The 13,764-nt window shown below is 69.1% G+C and carries 14 protein-coding genes and 1 rRNA gene; 3 read left to right on the top strand and 12 right to left on the bottom strand.

The window, feature by feature from the left end; all coding sequences use genetic code 11:
* A 16S ribosomal RNA gene (locus tag QM597_RS05350) occupies positions 1-359 on the bottom strand; the annotation flags it as partial.
* 488 nt (positions 360-847) lie between these two features.
* Positions 848-2,107: a tyrosine--tRNA ligase gene (tyrS, locus tag QM597_RS05355; protein ID WP_415003839.1), complete on the bottom strand. Its 1,260-nt coding sequence runs from the start codon at positions 2,105-2,107 to the stop codon at positions 848-850.
* 69 nt (positions 2,108-2,176) lie between these two features.
* Between tyrS and QM597_RS05360 the strand changes: the two genes are divergently transcribed.
* Positions 2,177-2,821: a DsbA family oxidoreductase gene (locus QM597_RS05360; RefSeq protein ID WP_415003840.1), complete on the top strand. Its 645-nt coding sequence runs from the start codon at positions 2,177-2,179 to the stop codon at positions 2,819-2,821.
* Positions 2,818-2,952: a hypothetical protein gene (locus tag QM597_RS05365; protein ID WP_415003841.1), complete on the top strand. Its 135-nt coding sequence runs from the start codon at positions 2,818-2,820 to the stop codon at positions 2,950-2,952. The genes QM597_RS05360 and QM597_RS05365 overlap by 4 nt, the downstream gene beginning before the upstream one ends.
* Here the strand turns inward: QM597_RS05365 and QM597_RS05370 are convergent.
* The 6 genes from QM597_RS05370 to QM597_RS05395 all read right to left on the bottom strand — a co-directional run bounded on the left by QM597_RS05370 (position 2,924) and on the right by QM597_RS05395 (position 8,598).
* Positions 2,924-3,334, bottom strand: coding sequence for a universal stress protein (locus tag QM597_RS05370; protein WP_415003842.1), 411 nt, complete (start codon positions 3,332-3,334; stop codon positions 2,924-2,926). The genes QM597_RS05365 and QM597_RS05370 overlap by 29 nt on opposite strands.
* Complete coding sequence (locus QM597_RS05375) at positions 3,331-4,830, bottom strand: tripartite tricarboxylate transporter permease (protein WP_415003843.1); 1,500 nt, start codon at positions 4,828-4,830, stop codon at positions 3,331-3,333. Before QM597_RS05375 ends, QM597_RS05370 begins: the two co-directional genes overlap by 4 nt.
* Positions 4,830-5,321 carry a tripartite tricarboxylate transporter TctB family protein gene (locus QM597_RS05380; RefSeq protein ID WP_415003844.1) on the bottom strand — a complete coding sequence of 164 codons (492 nt, stop codon included), beginning with the start codon at positions 5,319-5,321 and terminating at the stop codon, positions 4,830-4,832. The genes QM597_RS05375 and QM597_RS05380 overlap by 1 nt, the downstream gene beginning before the upstream one ends.
* Positions 5,318-6,205 (bottom strand): Bug family tripartite tricarboxylate transporter substrate binding protein, encoded by an 888-nt coding sequence (locus tag QM597_RS05385; protein WP_415003845.1) that lies wholly within the window; start codon positions 6,203-6,205, stop codon positions 5,318-5,320. The genes QM597_RS05380 and QM597_RS05385 overlap by 4 nt, the downstream gene beginning before the upstream one ends.
* 319 nt (positions 6,206-6,524) lie before the next feature.
* Positions 6,525-7,508 carry a thiamine-phosphate kinase gene (locus tag QM597_RS05390; protein WP_415003846.1) on the bottom strand — a complete coding sequence of 328 codons (984 nt, stop codon included), beginning with the start codon at positions 7,506-7,508 and terminating at the stop codon, positions 6,525-6,527.
* Positions 7,509-7,542: 34 nt separating this feature from the next.
* Complete coding sequence (locus tag QM597_RS05395; protein WP_415003847.1) at positions 7,543-8,598, bottom strand: D-alanine--D-alanine ligase family protein; 1,056 nt, start codon at positions 8,596-8,598, stop codon at positions 7,543-7,545.
* 58 nt (positions 8,599-8,656) lie between these two features.
* Here QM597_RS05395 and QM597_RS05400 point away from each other — a divergent pair, with 58 nt between their 5' ends.
* Entirely contained in the window at positions 8,657-9,721 is a 1,065-nt protein-coding gene (locus QM597_RS05400; protein ID WP_415003848.1) for a trans-sulfuration enzyme family protein, read from the top strand.
* 75 nt (positions 9,722-9,796) lie between these two features.
* Here the strand turns inward: QM597_RS05400 and QM597_RS05405 are convergent, their stop codons facing one another.
* The 4 genes from QM597_RS05405 to leuC all read right to left on the bottom strand — a co-directional run bounded on the left by QM597_RS05405 (position 9,797) and on the right by leuC (position 13,734).
* Complete coding sequence (locus QM597_RS05405) at positions 9,797-10,798, bottom strand: NAD(P)H-dependent glycerol-3-phosphate dehydrogenase (protein WP_415003849.1); 1,002 nt, start codon at positions 10,796-10,798, stop codon at positions 9,797-9,799.
* Entirely contained in the window at positions 10,798-11,538 is a 741-nt protein-coding gene (locus QM597_RS05410) for a lysophospholipid acyltransferase family protein (RefSeq protein WP_415003850.1), read from the bottom strand. Before QM597_RS05410 ends, QM597_RS05405 begins: the two co-directional genes overlap by 1 nt.
* A gap of 171 nt (positions 11,539-11,709) precedes the next feature.
* Positions 11,710-12,309, bottom strand: a complete 600-nt coding sequence (leuD, locus tag QM597_RS05415) for a 3-isopropylmalate dehydratase small subunit (protein ID WP_415003851.1) — start codon at positions 12,307-12,309, stop codon at positions 11,710-11,712.
* A gap of 3 nt (positions 12,310-12,312) precedes the next feature.
* Positions 12,313-13,734, bottom strand: a complete 1,422-nt coding sequence (gene leuC / locus QM597_RS05420) for a 3-isopropylmalate dehydratase large subunit (protein WP_415003852.1) — start codon at positions 13,732-13,734, stop codon at positions 12,313-12,315.
* Between the last annotated feature and the right edge of the window lie 30 nt (positions 13,735-13,764).

The following is a 13,764-nucleotide window of genomic DNA, read 5'->3' on the forward strand; positions in this document are numbered from 1 at the left end:
ATTCCCCACTGCTGCCTCCCGTAGGAGTCTGGGCCGTGTCTCAGTCCCAGTGTGGCCGGTCACCCTCTCAGGCCGGCTACCCGTCGTCGCCTTGGTGGGCCATTACCCCACCAACAAGCTGATAGGCCGCGAGCTCATCCTTCTCCGCCGGAGCTTTCCACCTCCGATCATGCGAAAGGAGGTCGTATTCGGCATTAGCCATCGTTTCCAATGGTTATTCCGATGAGAAGGGCAGATTGCTCACGTGTTACTCACCCGTTCGCCGCTCGTGTACTCCCGAAGGAGCCTTACCGCTCGACTTGCATGTGTTAAGCACGCCGCCAGCGTTCGTCCTGAGCCAGGATCAAACTCTCCGTTGAAAAATTCCCCGGTCGAAACCGGGTCAACAACTTGAGTTGATTCCTGACGAACTGATTGCTGACAATCAATTTGTCGGAATTGTCCTCGACGACATCAGACCGAAGTCTGTTGCCGACGGGGGTTGTACTGATTATTCGTCGACTTTTGGCACACTGTTGAGTTCTCAAGGATCAGACGCACACCTGCGAGTAACCCTCGGTCGGAGGGCCACCCGCTCGGGGCAACTGTTCTAACCTACACCGTCTGAGGCTCACCGGTCAAACCGGGTGAATCTCTCCGATATCACTCGCCGTTGTCAGCGGCTAGTTTCCGGATCATACTCCCAGTGCTGAGAGCGTTCCTGGCGTTAGCCGTTTCGGTTGGAGTGGCTGCTGGCTCCGAGCGCCCGGCCTCCTGGCCTTGCGCTCCGCCGTGCCGAGCAACAAGAAGAACATTACGCGGACGTTTCCCGATCGGTCAAATCGAAACGGTGTGATGCGCACCACATTCAGGAGGAACCGAGTTTCACGCCTGCAATCTGGCGCTTACCACGGCGTAAGACCAGCCACGAGCCGTGCAGCGCGGGCAGATCGGCGAGGGCCTGGTCGGGATCGGAAGCCCGCTCGTTGTTGACGTACGCGCCGCCGTCGGCGACCGCACGACGGGCCGCCGAACGGCTCTCGCACAGCCCCGTGGCCACCAGTGCGTCGGTGAGACTGGCCGCCACGTCGAGTTCGGCCCGCCCCGCCTCGGCCAGGGCGGCGGCCAGCGTCGACTCCGGCAGGTCCGCGAGGTCTCCGCGGCCGAAGAGGGCGCCGGCGGCGAGTTCGGCCGCCTCGGTCTCAGCCGCGCCGTGGACCAGGGTCGTCAGCTCGCGCGCCAGCCGGCGCTGCGGAAGCCGCCGTCCCGGCGCCTGCTCGTGCTCGGACATGAGCGCGTCGACCTCCTCGACCGGGACGAAAGTGAACTGCTTGAGGTAGTCGCCCACCTTGGAGTCCTCGGCCTGGATCCAGGCCTGGTAGAAGGCATAGGGACTCATCAACGCAGGATCGAGCCAGATCGTGCCGGTCTCGGTCTTGCCGAACTTGGTGCCGTCGGCCTTGGTGATGAGCGGGGTCGCCAGCGCGTGCACCCTGGCACCCTCGGCCCGGCGGATCAGCTCGACACCGCCGGTGAGGTTGCCCCACTGGTCGCTGCCGCCGGTCTGCAGCACGCAACCGTGACGGCGGTGCAGCTCGAGGAAGTCCAGCGCCTGCAGCAGGACGTAGCTGAACTCGGTGTAGCTGATCCCGGACTCCAGCCGGCTCGCCACCACGTCGCGAGCCAGCATGCGGTTCACGGGGAAGTGCTTGCCGATGTCGCGCAGGAAGTCGACGGTGTTGAGCTGGCTCGTCCAGTCCAGGTTGTTGACCACCAGTGCGGCGTTGTCCCCCTCGAAGGAGACGAACTGGGCCACCTGGGACCGAATCCGCTCGACCCACTCGGCGACCGTCTCCTTGCTGTTCATCACGCGCTCGCCGGACTGCTTCGGATCGCCGATCAGGCCCGTCGAGCCGCCGACCAGGATCAACGGGCGATGGCCGGCCAGCTGGAGCCGGCGGGCCGTCAGGAGCTGCAGCAGGTTGCCGACGTGCAGGCTGGGCGCGGTCGGGTCGAAGCCGACGTAGTAGGTGACCGGTCCGGCGTCCATCGCCTCGCTCAACGCGCCGAGGTCGGTGGAGTGCGCGATCAGTCCGCGGGCCTGCAGGTCTTCGAGAGCATGGTTCACAACGTCATTCTCGCCGAAGCGGGCCGGGTGCCGGGGAACAGGTTGGGCCTCACGAGAGTTGACTGTGCCATGAGTCCAACGGTCAAGGTCGACATCTGGTCCGACATCGCCTGTCCCTGGTGCTTCGTGGGCAAGCGCCGCTTCGAGCAGGGGGCCGCCGAGTTCGGCGGCGAGGTCGAGGTCGAGTACCACTCCTTCGAACTCTCCCCCGACACCCCGGTCAGCTACGCCGGCAGCGAGGCGCAGTTCCTCGCCGAGCACAAGCGCATCCCCCAGCCCCAGGCCGAGCACATGCTCGCCCAGATGACCGAGATCGCCGCCGGAGAGGGCCTCGCCTACGACTTCGCGGCGCTGCGCCACGCCAACACCGTCCTAGCCCACCAAGCCTTGCACCTGGCCAAGGCGCGGGGCCGCCAGGTCGAACTCAAGGAACGGCTGTTGCGGGCCTACTTCGAGGAGGGCCGCGACCTCAACCGCATCGAGCAGATCGCCGCACTGGCGGCCGACGTCGGCCTCGACGCAGCCGAAGTCACTGCGGCGCTGACCGAGGACCGTTACCTCGAAGACGTCCGCGCCGATCAGCGCCAAGCCGTCGAATACGGCATCGGCGCGGTGCCGTTCTTCGTCGTCGGCGGACGCTTCGCCGTCTCGGGCGCCCAGGAACCGGCGGTGTTCGCCGAGGCCCTGCGCCGCGCGGCACAGGAGCCGGCGTGACGGCACCGGCCGGCCGCTTCGAGCAGGTCGGCGACACGGGTGCGCCGGTGTGCCACGACGGCTACTGCGAACTGCCTCCGCAGACCGAGACCGGCGACGAGGTCACCACGGACGAGGCTGCCCCGGCTTGACGGCCAGCACCGGCATCGTCGCGTCGAGCAGGATGCGCTGGGCCACGCTGCCCATGAGCATCTTGCCGACCGGCGTCCGCGGCCGCAGACCGACCACGACCACGCTCGCCCCGACCTCCCCGGCGACGTCGAGCACCGCGTCGGCGGCATCGGCACCCACCGGCTGACGCAACTCCGTCGGCACCGAGGCCTCGGCGAGCACCGACTCGAGGGAGACCAGGTCGGCCGCATCGGCGAAACGCGCGTCCACCAGGGCATCGCCCTTGGTCGCGTTGACCACCACCACCCGGCGGCGCTCCGGCCCGGCCGCCGCCAACTCCAGGGCCGCGTCCAGGGCCGCCGCGCCGAACTGATCGGGCGCATACGCCACGACGATCGTCATGCTGTCTCCTCGCTGCTCCGTGACGCCTTGCGGGCCGAGACGAACGACCCCACCAGCGCCAATCCGATCATGACGTACACGACGACCGCCAGCGGCTCGCTGAACAATGCGGACGCCTTGCCGTCGGAGATCGCCATCGCCTCACGCATCTTGGTCTCCATCAACGGCCCCAGGATGACCCCGAGGATCAACGGCAGCACCGGCAGCCCGAAGCGCCGCATCGCCAGGCCCATGAGACCGAACAGCAACAGCAGGATCAGGTCGAACGGCTGCTGCTTGACCGTGTAGGCACCGAGCGAGGCGAAGAACAGGATGCCCGCGTACAGGTACGGCCGCGGGGTGCGCAACAACCGCGCCCAGACCGGGGCGAGCGGCAAGTTGAGCACCAGCAGCAGCGTGTTGCCGATGAGCAGGCTGGCCAGCAGCGTCCAGACCAGGTCCGAATGGGTCTCCATGAGCTGCGGGCCGGGCTGGATGCCGTAGCCGGTCAGCGCGGCGAGCATGATCGACGCGGTGGCGGTCACCGGCAGGCCCAACGCCAGCAGCGGGACGAAGGTGCCCGCAGCCGAGGCGTTGTTGGCCGCCTCCGGTCCGGCGACGCCCTCGATGGCACCGTTGCCGAACTCGTGGCCGTCCTTGGCAAGCCGCCGCTCCAGCACGTACGACAGGAACGTCGGCGTCTCCGCGCCGCCAGCCGGGACCGCGCCGAACGGGAAGCCGAGCGCCGTGCCGCGTAGCCACGGCTTCCACGAGCGCCGCCAGTCGTCCTTGCCCATCCACGGCCGGCCGGTGGGGATGACCTCCAACGGCTTGCGGCGCAGATGCGCGGCCACCCACAGCGCCTCACCGAGCGCGAAGATGCCGACGGCCACCACGACGATGTCGAGCCGGTCGGCCAGCAGCGGCTGATCGAGGTTGAGCCGCGGCTGGCCGGTCGACAGGTCGAGTCCGACCAGGCCGATGGTCAGGCCCATGAACAGCGCGATGAACCCGCGCAGCTTGGACGCCCCGAGCACCGCCGTCACCAAGACGATGGCCAGCAGCATGATCGCGAAGTACGACGGCGCGCCGATCTTGACCGCCACCTTGGCCATTGCCGGGGCGAAGAAGACCACGAGCAGCGTGCCGATGGTGCCCGCGACGAACGAACCGATGGCCGCCGTGGCGAGGGCCTGGGCCGCCCGGCCGCGCTTGGCCATCTTGTTGCCTTCGAGCGCGGTCATCACCGAGGCGGACTCGCCGGGGGTGTTGAGCAGGATCGAGGTGGTCGATCCGCCGTACATGCCGCCGTAGTAGATGCCGGCGAACATGATGAACGCGGCCGTCGGCTCCAGCCCGTAGGTGGCCGGCAGCAGCAGTGCCACCGCCATCGCCGGGCCGATGCCGGGCAGGACACCGACGAAGGTGCCGAGCAGGACGCCGATGGCGGCCCACATGAGATTCTCCGGGGTCAGGGCCGTCTGCAGGCCGCCCCACAGCAGTTCGAGGTTCTCCATCAGAGGATCCCGTCCAGGATGCCCGGCGTCAGCGGGATGTCGAGTCCGACGTAGAAGAAGTACCAGCTGCCCACCGAGAGGACCGTGCCGATGAGGATGTCCTTGAGGTAGGTGCGGCTGCCCAGCGCCCACGTGCATCCGGCGAACAGGATCGCCCCGGTGATCGCCCAGCCGAGCGTGTTGACCAGCGCGATGTTGACCACGAGTACGCCAACGAGCTTGAGCACGGTGACCCAGTCGGCCGGCGTCGTGAGGTCGATGTCCTCGCCGTCGGCGGCTTCGGGCCGGTCGCCGCGCGCCGTCGCCACGGCCAGCAGCACCGCGAGCACCACCATGACCGAGCCGATGACGTAGGGGAACACCCGAGGCCCGACCGGATCAGCGAAGCCCACCGACAGCGTCGTCGCGTCGTAGATCGTGTAGGCACCGACCACGCCCAGCCCTGCGGCCAGGCCGTATTGCGCCTTGTCGACGTGTGTCTCGTTCGTCATACCAGCCCCAACTCCTCCAGCGTCGTCGAGACGCGCTCGTCCTGGTCGATCAAGAACTCCTCGAAGTCGTCGCCGGTGATGAAGGCATCGGTCCAGCCGTTCGCCGCCAGCGCGTCCTGCCAGCACGGGGTGCTGTGCAACTCCTCCAGGTAGCCGATGAGTTCGTCGCGGCGCTTCTGCGGCAGGTCCGGCGGGCCGAGGACGCCGCGCCAGTTGATGAAGCTGAAGTCGATCCCCGACTCCATCAGCGTCGGCACATCGGCCAGCACCGTCGACTCCGAACGCTGCTCCCCGGAGACCGCCAGGACACGCAGCTCGCCGTCGGCAATCTGTCCCTCGAACTCGCCGAGGCCGGAGAAGCCGGCGTCGATCTTCTCGCCGAGCAGGGCGGTCTTGAGCGCGCCGCCACCGTCGTAGGAGACGAAGCGCACGTCCTTCGGGTCGATACCGAGTTCGGCAGCCAGCTGCATCGGGAACAGATGGTCCGGCCCGCCCGGCGACGATCCGCCGCCGGTCGTCACCGAGGACGGGTCGGCGGTCCAGGCCGCCACAAAGTCGCCGACGGTCTCGAACGGCGAGTCGGCCGGGACGAGGATGCCCTCGGACTCCTCGATCAGCAACGCCAGCGGTGTCGCGTCCTGCAGGCGGTAGTCGGCACCGAAGGAGTACAGCGAACCGACAACGCCGAGTCCGATGGTCATCATCACCTGCTCGTCACCGGCGCTGTTCATCAGCTGCGCCGTGGCGACCGAGCCGCCCGCGCCGATGATGTTGGCGACCTCGAAAGTGCCGCCGGTGAGGTCGCCGTCTTCCATGCAGCGCACGGCCGCGCGGCCGGTGAGGTCGTAGCCGCCGCCGGGACTGTTCGGGATCATCATCGTCATGTCGCGGCTCTGGTCGCCGCGCGTCACTCCGCACGAGACCAGGAGCAGTATCGCGGCCGCTACGGCGGCACCTCTGGTGAGTGGGCCTCTCGGCATGTGGTCCTCCCTCGACACCGTGATGAGACGTAGATCACATCACAGCGTCGAACATAGCGTGCCGGTGGGCCATCCCGGAAGGGGATGGGTGACCCGCAGCGCCCCGGCACCAGCGAGGCCGTGAAGGACGACATGACCTGCCCACAGCGGGCTAGGTCCCTTCGAGGCTCGTCGCAAGCTCCTCGCACCTCAGCGACCCGATTCCGCCTATCAGCGGGACCTCTTACCGGAAGTGAGCGTGTCCGGACTCGCCGTCCCACGGCTCGCCGTCGACGGTCACACCCGGCCGCCCGCCGGGACGCACCGGCAGCACCGTGCCGATGCGCTGCCACGGCTCGGGCAGGGGTGCCTCGGCCGGGAAAGTCGCGGCGAGGGCATAGTCGTCGCCGCCGGCCAGGACAAAGGTGAGCGGCTGGCGGCCCAGCGCCTCGGCCACGGTGATGACCGCCGGCTCCAGCAGAATCCGTTCGGTGCTGAGGTCGATCTGCACGCCGCTGGCGGCCGCGACGTGCCCCAGGTCGCCCACGAGGCCGTCGCTGACGTCGATCATGGCCGTGGCTCCCGCAGCGGCGGCGCGCTCGCCGGCGCCGTAGGGGGGCGCGGGGACCCGATGCGCCTCGACGGCGGCCCGCGGCGAGCGGAATCCGCGGCTCAGCGTGGCAAATCCCGCGCCGGCCAGGCCGAGGGGTCCGGCGACGGCGACCTGATCGCCGGGCATGGCCCCGCCGCGCCGCACGCTCCGGGCCACCTGGCCGACCGCCGTGACGGCGATGCTCAAGACCTCCGATTCGGTGACGTCGCCGCCGACGACCGACGCCCCCACTTGGCCGGCCTCCTGCACCAGGCCGCGCGTCAACTCGTCGACCCAGGAGACCGGCAGATCGCCGGGCAGCGTCAGGCCGACGGTCAGCGCCGTCGCCCGGCCGCCCATCGCGTTGAGGTCGGACATGCTCGCCGCAGCAGCCTTACGCCCGACCTCCTGCGCAGTCGACCAGTCACGGCGGAAGTGCCGCTGATCGACCAGGACGTCGGTCGAGACGATCACCGATCCCTGCACCGTGATCTCCGCCGCATCGTCACCGGCACCCACCACGACCGCCTCCCCCGCAGTGAGCAGGCCCGTGATGCGCTCGATGAGTGCGAACTCGCCCAGTTCGGCCACGGTCTCCACGGTCAAGTCGCGCGTCGCGCGATCGGCTGTCTGCATAGCGGCCATTGTCACCTAGGCGGGGTCGCGCGGCTCAGCGCAGTCCGGTCGGACGGGCCAACGCCAACTGCAACAGCCGGTCGACGAGGTCGGCATAGGGCAGGCCCGAGGCCTCCCACAGCGACGGGAACATCGACGAGGTGGTGAATCCGGGCAGGGTGTTGATCTCGTTGATGACCAGATCCTCGCCGTCGAGGAAGAAGTCCACTCGCGCCAGGCCCTCGCCGCCGATGGCCTCGAAGGCGGTGATCGCATAGGTACGGATGCGCTCGGAAACCGTCGGCGGCAGATCGGCGGGCACCACGTTGGCGCTCGTACCGTCGAGGTATTTGGCCTCGAAGTCATAGAAGGCGTGAGCGGCGTGCTGCACGCTCACCTCGCCGACGACACTGGCCTCGGGCGCGCCGTCGAGGCCCTGCACGATGCCGCACTCGACCTCGCGGGCACCGACACAGCCGGCCTCCACGAGCACCTTCGGATCGAAGCGGCGCGCCTCCTCGATGGCCGGCACGAGGTCGTCCCACGTATCGACGCGGGTCACGCCCGAACTCGATCCGGCCCGCGCCGGCTTGACGAAGACCGGCAGGCCGAGCGCCCGCACACGCGCCTCGACCCGGTCGCGGTCAGACGGCCACGTCGCACCCTCGATGGGCACGTACGGCACCTGCGGCAGGCCCGCCGAGGCGAAGATCGCCTTGGCGAACACCTTGTCCATGCCGACGGCGCTCGCCAGGACCCCGGCCCCGACATAGCGCACTCCGGCCATCTCCAAGAGACCCTGGAGGGTACCGTCCTCGCCCCACGGGCCGTGCAGTAGCGGGAAGACCACGTCGGCCTCGGCCACGCTCTCCCACGGCACCGGCGGCGCGTCGCCCGGCACCTGGGGCAGGCGGCCCGGCTCCAGGTCCGGCCAGCCCGGGCGGAACTCGACCCAGCGGCCCTCCGGCGTGATGCCGATGCAGCGCACGTCGTAGCGGGTGGCGTCGATCACCGACAACACCTCGCGCGCGGTGAGGCAGGAGACGCCGTGCTCACTGGAGCGGCCCCCGTAGACGAGGCTGACACGGATGCGGGAGTCGGAGGCAGTCATCGCCCAGACCCTATACGCTGCGGGCCGCAGGAACCGGCCATGTGGCACAGTGGCGAGCGTGTCCGCACGGCCGATCTCCCCCGAGACCCTCGCTGTGGCCGCCGGGCGGCCCCATCCGGTTCCCGGCGGGCCGCTCAACGCGCCGATCACTCTGGCGACGACGCTGGTGCCCGGTGGTGACACCGAGTACACGCGACAGGGTCACTCCGGCTGGAGCGGCCTGGAGGAGGCCATCGGCGCGCTCGAAGGCGGCACGGCCGTCGCCTTCGCCTCCGGGATGGCCGCGACCGTCGCGGTGCTGGAACTACTGCCGGTCGGCGCGAAGGTCGTCGCCTCGGCCGGCTGCTACTACGGCACCACGTCCGAGTTGACCCGGCGAGCCAAGCACGGACTCATCCGGTTGCATCTGGTCAACACGACCGATACCGCAGCGGTCATCGCCGAGGCCCGTGACGCCGCGCTCGTGTGGCTGGAGTCGCCGACCAATCCGCTGCTCGAGGTGGCCGACGTCCGGGCGATCAGCACGGCGGTCACCGCGCTCGGGGTCGCCGTGGCCGTGGACAACACGCTGGCGACGCCGCTGCGGCAGCGGCCGCTCGATCTCGGCGCGGACTTCGTCGTCCATTCCGCCTCCAAGCTGCTCTCCGGGCACAGCGACGTACTGCTCGGCGCGGTCGTCACCCACGACGAGCGCGCCGCCCACGCCCTGATCGCCCGGCGCACCTCGCTGGGCGGCGTGCCCGGCTCCTTGGAGACCTACCTGACGCTGCGCGGCATCCGCACCCTGCACGTGCGCCTCGACCGGGCCGAGAAGAACGCTGCCGCCCTGGCCGCGCGGCTGCGCGGGCGGCCCGAGGTCCGTGCGGTGCGCTACCCCGGCTTCGGCAGCATGGTCTCCTTCGAGGTCGCTGCGGGGGCACAGGCGGCCCAGGCGCTCACCGAGTCCAGCCAGATCATCGTCTACGCGACGAGCCTCGGCGGGGTCGAGACCACGTGGGAGCGGCGGCGGCGGCACGCCGGAGAGCCGGCCTCGGTGCCCGAGGCACTCATCCGCATGTCGGTCGGTATCGAGAACGTCGACGACCTCTGGGGCGACATCACCGGCTGCCTGGACCGGCTCTAGGAAACCGCTGATTATTCTCCGGCCCCTGAGGTGTGAGGCCGCAAGCGGTCGAGTCTCGAAGGGCGCGACGCAGGCTCAGCGGACCTCGGGCTGGGTCTGCCGGGAGATCATCGCCTTGACCAGCTCCGCCGGGGTGATGGTGCCCTGCACCAGGGCGTCCACGCCGTCGACGATGGGCATGTCCACCCCGTGCAGCCCCGCGAGTTCCTTGACCGACGTACATGACTTGACGCCCTCGGCCACCTGACGCATCTGCGCTGCGGCCTCCTCGACCGTCAGCCCCTGCCCCAGTTTCTCGCCGAAGCTCCGGTTGCGCGACAGGGGCGAGGAGCAGGTGGCCACCAGGTCACCGAGGCCCGCCAGCCCCGCGAAGGTCATCGGATCGGCACCGAGCGCCACCCCCAGCCGGGTTGTCTCGGCCAGGCCGCGAGTGATGATCGACGCCTTGGCGTTGTCACCGAAGCCCAGGCCCACCGCGACACCGACAGCCAGGCCGATGACGTTCTTGGTGGTACCGCCCAGCTCGCAGCCGATGACGTCGGTGTTGGTGTACGGACGGAAGGACGGCGAGTGACACAGCCCCTGAAGCCGGATCGCAGTCTGCTCGTCGGCGCAGGCCACCACGCTCGCGGCCGGCTCTCGCAGGGCGATCTCGCGGGCGAGATTGGGGCCGCTGACCACGGCGATCCGCTCCGGGCCGGCACCGGTCAACTCGGCGATGACCTCGCTCATGCGCAGATGAGTGCCGAGTTCGACGCCCTTCATCAGGCTCACTAGCACGGCATCGGCGGGCACGTGTGCGCCCCAGTCGCCGAGGTTGGCGCGCAGCTGCTGCGACGGCACCGCGAGGATGACGACCTCGGCCCCGTCGAGTGCCACGGCGGCGTCCGGCGAGGCGGTGATCGCCGCCGGCAGGGCGATGCCCGGCAGGTAGTCGGTGTTCTCGTGCCCGGCCGCGATGGCCTCGCACAGCTCCGGACGGCGCCCCCACATGCGCACCTCGTTGCCCGCGTCGGCGAGTACCAGCGCGAACGCGGTGCCCCAGGAGCCGGCACCCATGACTGCGATCCTTGCCATCAGTTCTCCTTCGGGTCGATACTCGTCCACCGTTGCACCTCGCGCACCTCGACGCGCGGCCCGCTCGGCAGTTCGCCGCGGATGTCGGCGACCAAGGCCGTCAGCGCATCCATGAGCCGCTCGGTCGCGACGTGCAGGAGGTCCTCGGTGAGTTCGCGGCTCTCCAGGTCGCTCAGGTCGAGCGGATCGCCGATGCGCACGTGGATCGTCTTGCGCGGGAACAGCCGCAGGCGCTTGCTGTAGGGCCACAGGATGTCCTGGGTGCCCCATTGGGCCATCGGAATGAGCGGCCGGCCGCTGGACAGCGCCACCCGCACCGCCCCCGTGCGGCCGGTCATCGGCCAGGCCTCGGGGTCGCGCGTGATGGTGCCCTCGGGGTAGATCGTGACGACCTTGCCGGCCTCGACCGCCGCGACGGCCACGCTCAGCGACTTGGCCGCCTCGCCGGTGCCGCGATAGACGGGAATCTGCTCGGCTCCGGTGAGGATGCGGCCAAACAGCGGGATCGTGAACAGCGTGTGCTTGCCGAGGAACCGCGGCGCGATGCCGTGATCGACCATGAAGTGCGAGATGAGGAACGGGTCCAGGTGCGAGATGTGGTTCGGGGCGAGCACATAGCCGCCCGCGGACGGCAGTTTCTCGGCGCCCTGCCAGTCACGCTTGGTCAGGAGCATGAGCCACGGACGCAACACCCGGACGACCCAACGTGTCGTCTGCGGCATGCCCGACCATCGACCCATGCCCGCACCCTACTAGGGATCCGCTGGTTTATAGGTCGATGCCGCTCATTGTCCCCCGCAAGCGGGAGGTACCCCCAGTGCGTAGCGAGGAACGAGCGGAGCCTCGAAATGAGTTGCGGTTGGAGTCCCTTCGAGGCTCGCAGGCTCGCACCTCAGGGACCGAGCAACGCCTCAGAGCGTGGCAGGCTTGAACGCGAGCCGCTTGGCCTCGTAGGCCGCGATGTCGTCCTCGTGGCTCAGCGTGATCGCGATGTCGTCCAGGCCCTCCAGCAGGCGCCAGCGGGTGTAGTCGTCGATGGTGAAGGAGTCCTCGATCCGGTCGACGCCCTCACCGGCGCTGACGGTGCGCGACTCCAGATCCACCGTGACCTCCGCACCGGGGTTGGCCTCGACGTACTCCCAGAGCGCGTTCACGACCTTCTCGTCCACCTGCGCGGCGAGCAGGCCCGCCTTACCGGAGTTGCCGCGGAAGATGTCACCGAAGCGCGAGGAGATGACGACCTTGAAGCCGTAGTTCTGCAGTGCCCAGACGGCGTGCTCGCGCGAGGAACCCGTGCCGAAGTCGGGACCGGCGATGAGCACCGTGGCCTTCTCGAAGGCGGGCTGGTTGAGGATGAAGTCCGGGTCACCGCGCCAGGCGGCGAACAGGCCGTCCTCGAAGCCCGAGCGGGTCACCCGCTTGAGGTAGACCGCCGGGATGATCTGGTCAGTGTCGACGTTGCTGCGGCGCAACGGGGCGGCGACGCCGGTGTGGGTCGTGAACTTGTCCATGATTCAGACTCCTGCGGGGGTGAGCTGCGGCAGATCGGCGGGCGAGGCCAGGTGACCCAGGATCGCCGTCGCGGCGGCGACCTCGGGCGAGACCAGGTGGGTCCGGCCGCCCTTGCCCTGCCGACCCTCGAAATTGCGGTTGGAGGTCGAGGCGCTGCGCTCGCCGGGCGTCAGCGTGTCGGGGTTCATGCCCAGGCACATCGAGCAGCCCGCTCCACGCCATTCGGCACCGGCCTCCTTGAAGATCAGGTCCAGGCCCTCGGCCTCGGCCTGCAGGCGCACCCGTACCGAGCCGGGCACGACGAGGACGCGGGTGTTGGCGTCGACCGTGCGGCCCTTGAGGAGTTCGGCGACCGTGCGCAGGTCCTCCATGCGGCCGTTGGTGCAGGAGCCGATGAAGACCGTGTCGATGTCGATGTCGCGCATCGGGGTGCCTGCGGTCAGGCCCATGTACTCCAGCGCGCGTTCGGCGGCGACCTTCTCGTTGGCGTCCTCGAAGTCGTCCGGCGACGGCACTGCGGCCGACAGCGGCACGCCCTGGCCGGGGTTGGTGCCCCATGTGACGAACGGCGTGACCTTGCTGGCGTCGAGCGTGACGATCTTGTCGAAGTGCGCGTCCTCGTCGGTGACCAGGCTCGACCAGTAGGCGACGGCCTCGTCCCACGCCTCGCCCTGCGGAGCGTGCGGGCGGCCCTGGATGTAGTCGAAGGTCGTCTGGTCCGGAGCGATGAGACCGGCCTTGGCGCCCCATTCGATGCTCATATTGCAGATCGTCATGCGGGCTTCCATCGACAGCTTGCGGATCGCCTCGCCGCGGTACTCCACGATGTAGCCCTGACCGCCGCCGGTGGTCTCCTGCGCGATGAGCGCGAGGATCAGGTCCTTGGCGGTCGATCCCTCGGGCAGGTCCCCGACGACCTCGACGGCCATCATCTTCGGCTTGGCCTGCGACAGCGACTGCGTGGCCAGCACGTGCTCGACTTCGCTCGTGCCGATGCCGAAGGCGATGGAGCCGAAGGCACCGTGGGTGGAGGTGTGCGAGTCGCCGCACACGATGGTCATGCCCGGCTGGGTCAGGCCCAGCTGCGGGCCGACGACGTGGACGATGCCCTGGTCGATGTCGCCCATCGGATGCAGGCGCACGCCGAACTCCTCGGCGTTGCGGCGCAGCGTCTCGACCTGCGTGCGCGAAACCGGGTCGGCGATCGGCTTGTCGAGGTCGGTCGTCGGGATGTTGTGGTCCTCGGTCGCCAGCGTGAGGTCAGGCCGGCGCACCCGGCGGCCCGACAGGCGCAGGCCGTCGAAAGCCTGCGGGCTGGTGACCTCGTGGATCAGGTGGAGATCGATGAAGAGAAGGTCCGGTTCGCCCTCGGCACTGCGGACGACGTGATCGTCCCAGATCTTCTCGGCCAGAGTCCTGCCCATCGCTGCCACTTCCTCATGTTCTGCCGTACC

This window comes from Aeromicrobium sp., from assembly GCF_047607065.1.
Lineage (GTDB): Bacteria > Actinomycetota > Actinomycetes > Propionibacteriales > Nocardioidaceae > Aeromicrobium.

Bases quoted from the DNA above. Each gene is read 5' to 3' on its own strand.
- leuC (WP_415003852.1), bottom strand. From the start codon at position 13,734: ATGGGCAGGACTCTGGCCGAGAAGATCTGGGACGATCACGTCGTCCGC.
- QM597_RS05405 (WP_415003849.1), bottom strand. From the start codon at position 10,798: ATGGCAAGGATCGCAGTCATGGGTGCCGGCTCCTGGGGCACCGCGTTC.
- QM597_RS05395 (WP_415003847.1), bottom strand. From the start codon at position 8,598: ATGACTGCCTCCGACTCCCGCATCCGTGTCAGCCTCGTCTACGGGGGC.
- QM597_RS05360 (WP_415003840.1), top strand. From the start codon at position 2,177: ATGAGTCCAACGGTCAAGGTCGACATCTGGTCCGACATCGCCTGTCCC.
- QM597_RS05385 (WP_415003845.1), bottom strand. From the start codon at position 6,205: ATGACGATGATGATCCCGAACAGTCCCGGCGGCGGCTACGACCTCACC.
- QM597_RS05370 (WP_415003842.1), bottom strand. From the start codon at position 3,334: ATGACGATCGTCGTGGCGTATGCGCCCGATCAGTTCGGCGCGGCGGCC.
- QM597_RS05410 (WP_415003850.1), bottom strand. From the start codon at position 11,538: ATGGGTCGATGGTCGGGCATGCCGCAGACGACACGTTGGGTCGTCCGG.
- QM597_RS05375 (WP_415003843.1), bottom strand. From the start codon at position 4,830: ATGGAGAACCTCGAACTGCTGTGGGGCGGCCTGCAGACGGCCCTGACC.
- leuD (WP_415003851.1), bottom strand. From the start codon at position 12,309: ATGGACAAGTTCACGACCCACACCGGCGTCGCCGCCCCGTTGCGCCGC.
- QM597_RS05390 (WP_415003846.1), bottom strand. From the start codon at position 7,508: ATGCAGACAGCCGATCGCGCGACGCGCGACTTGACCGTGGAGACCGTG.
- QM597_RS05380 (WP_415003844.1), bottom strand. From the start codon at position 5,321: ATGACGAACGAGACACACGTCGACAAGGCGCAATACGGCCTGGCCGCA.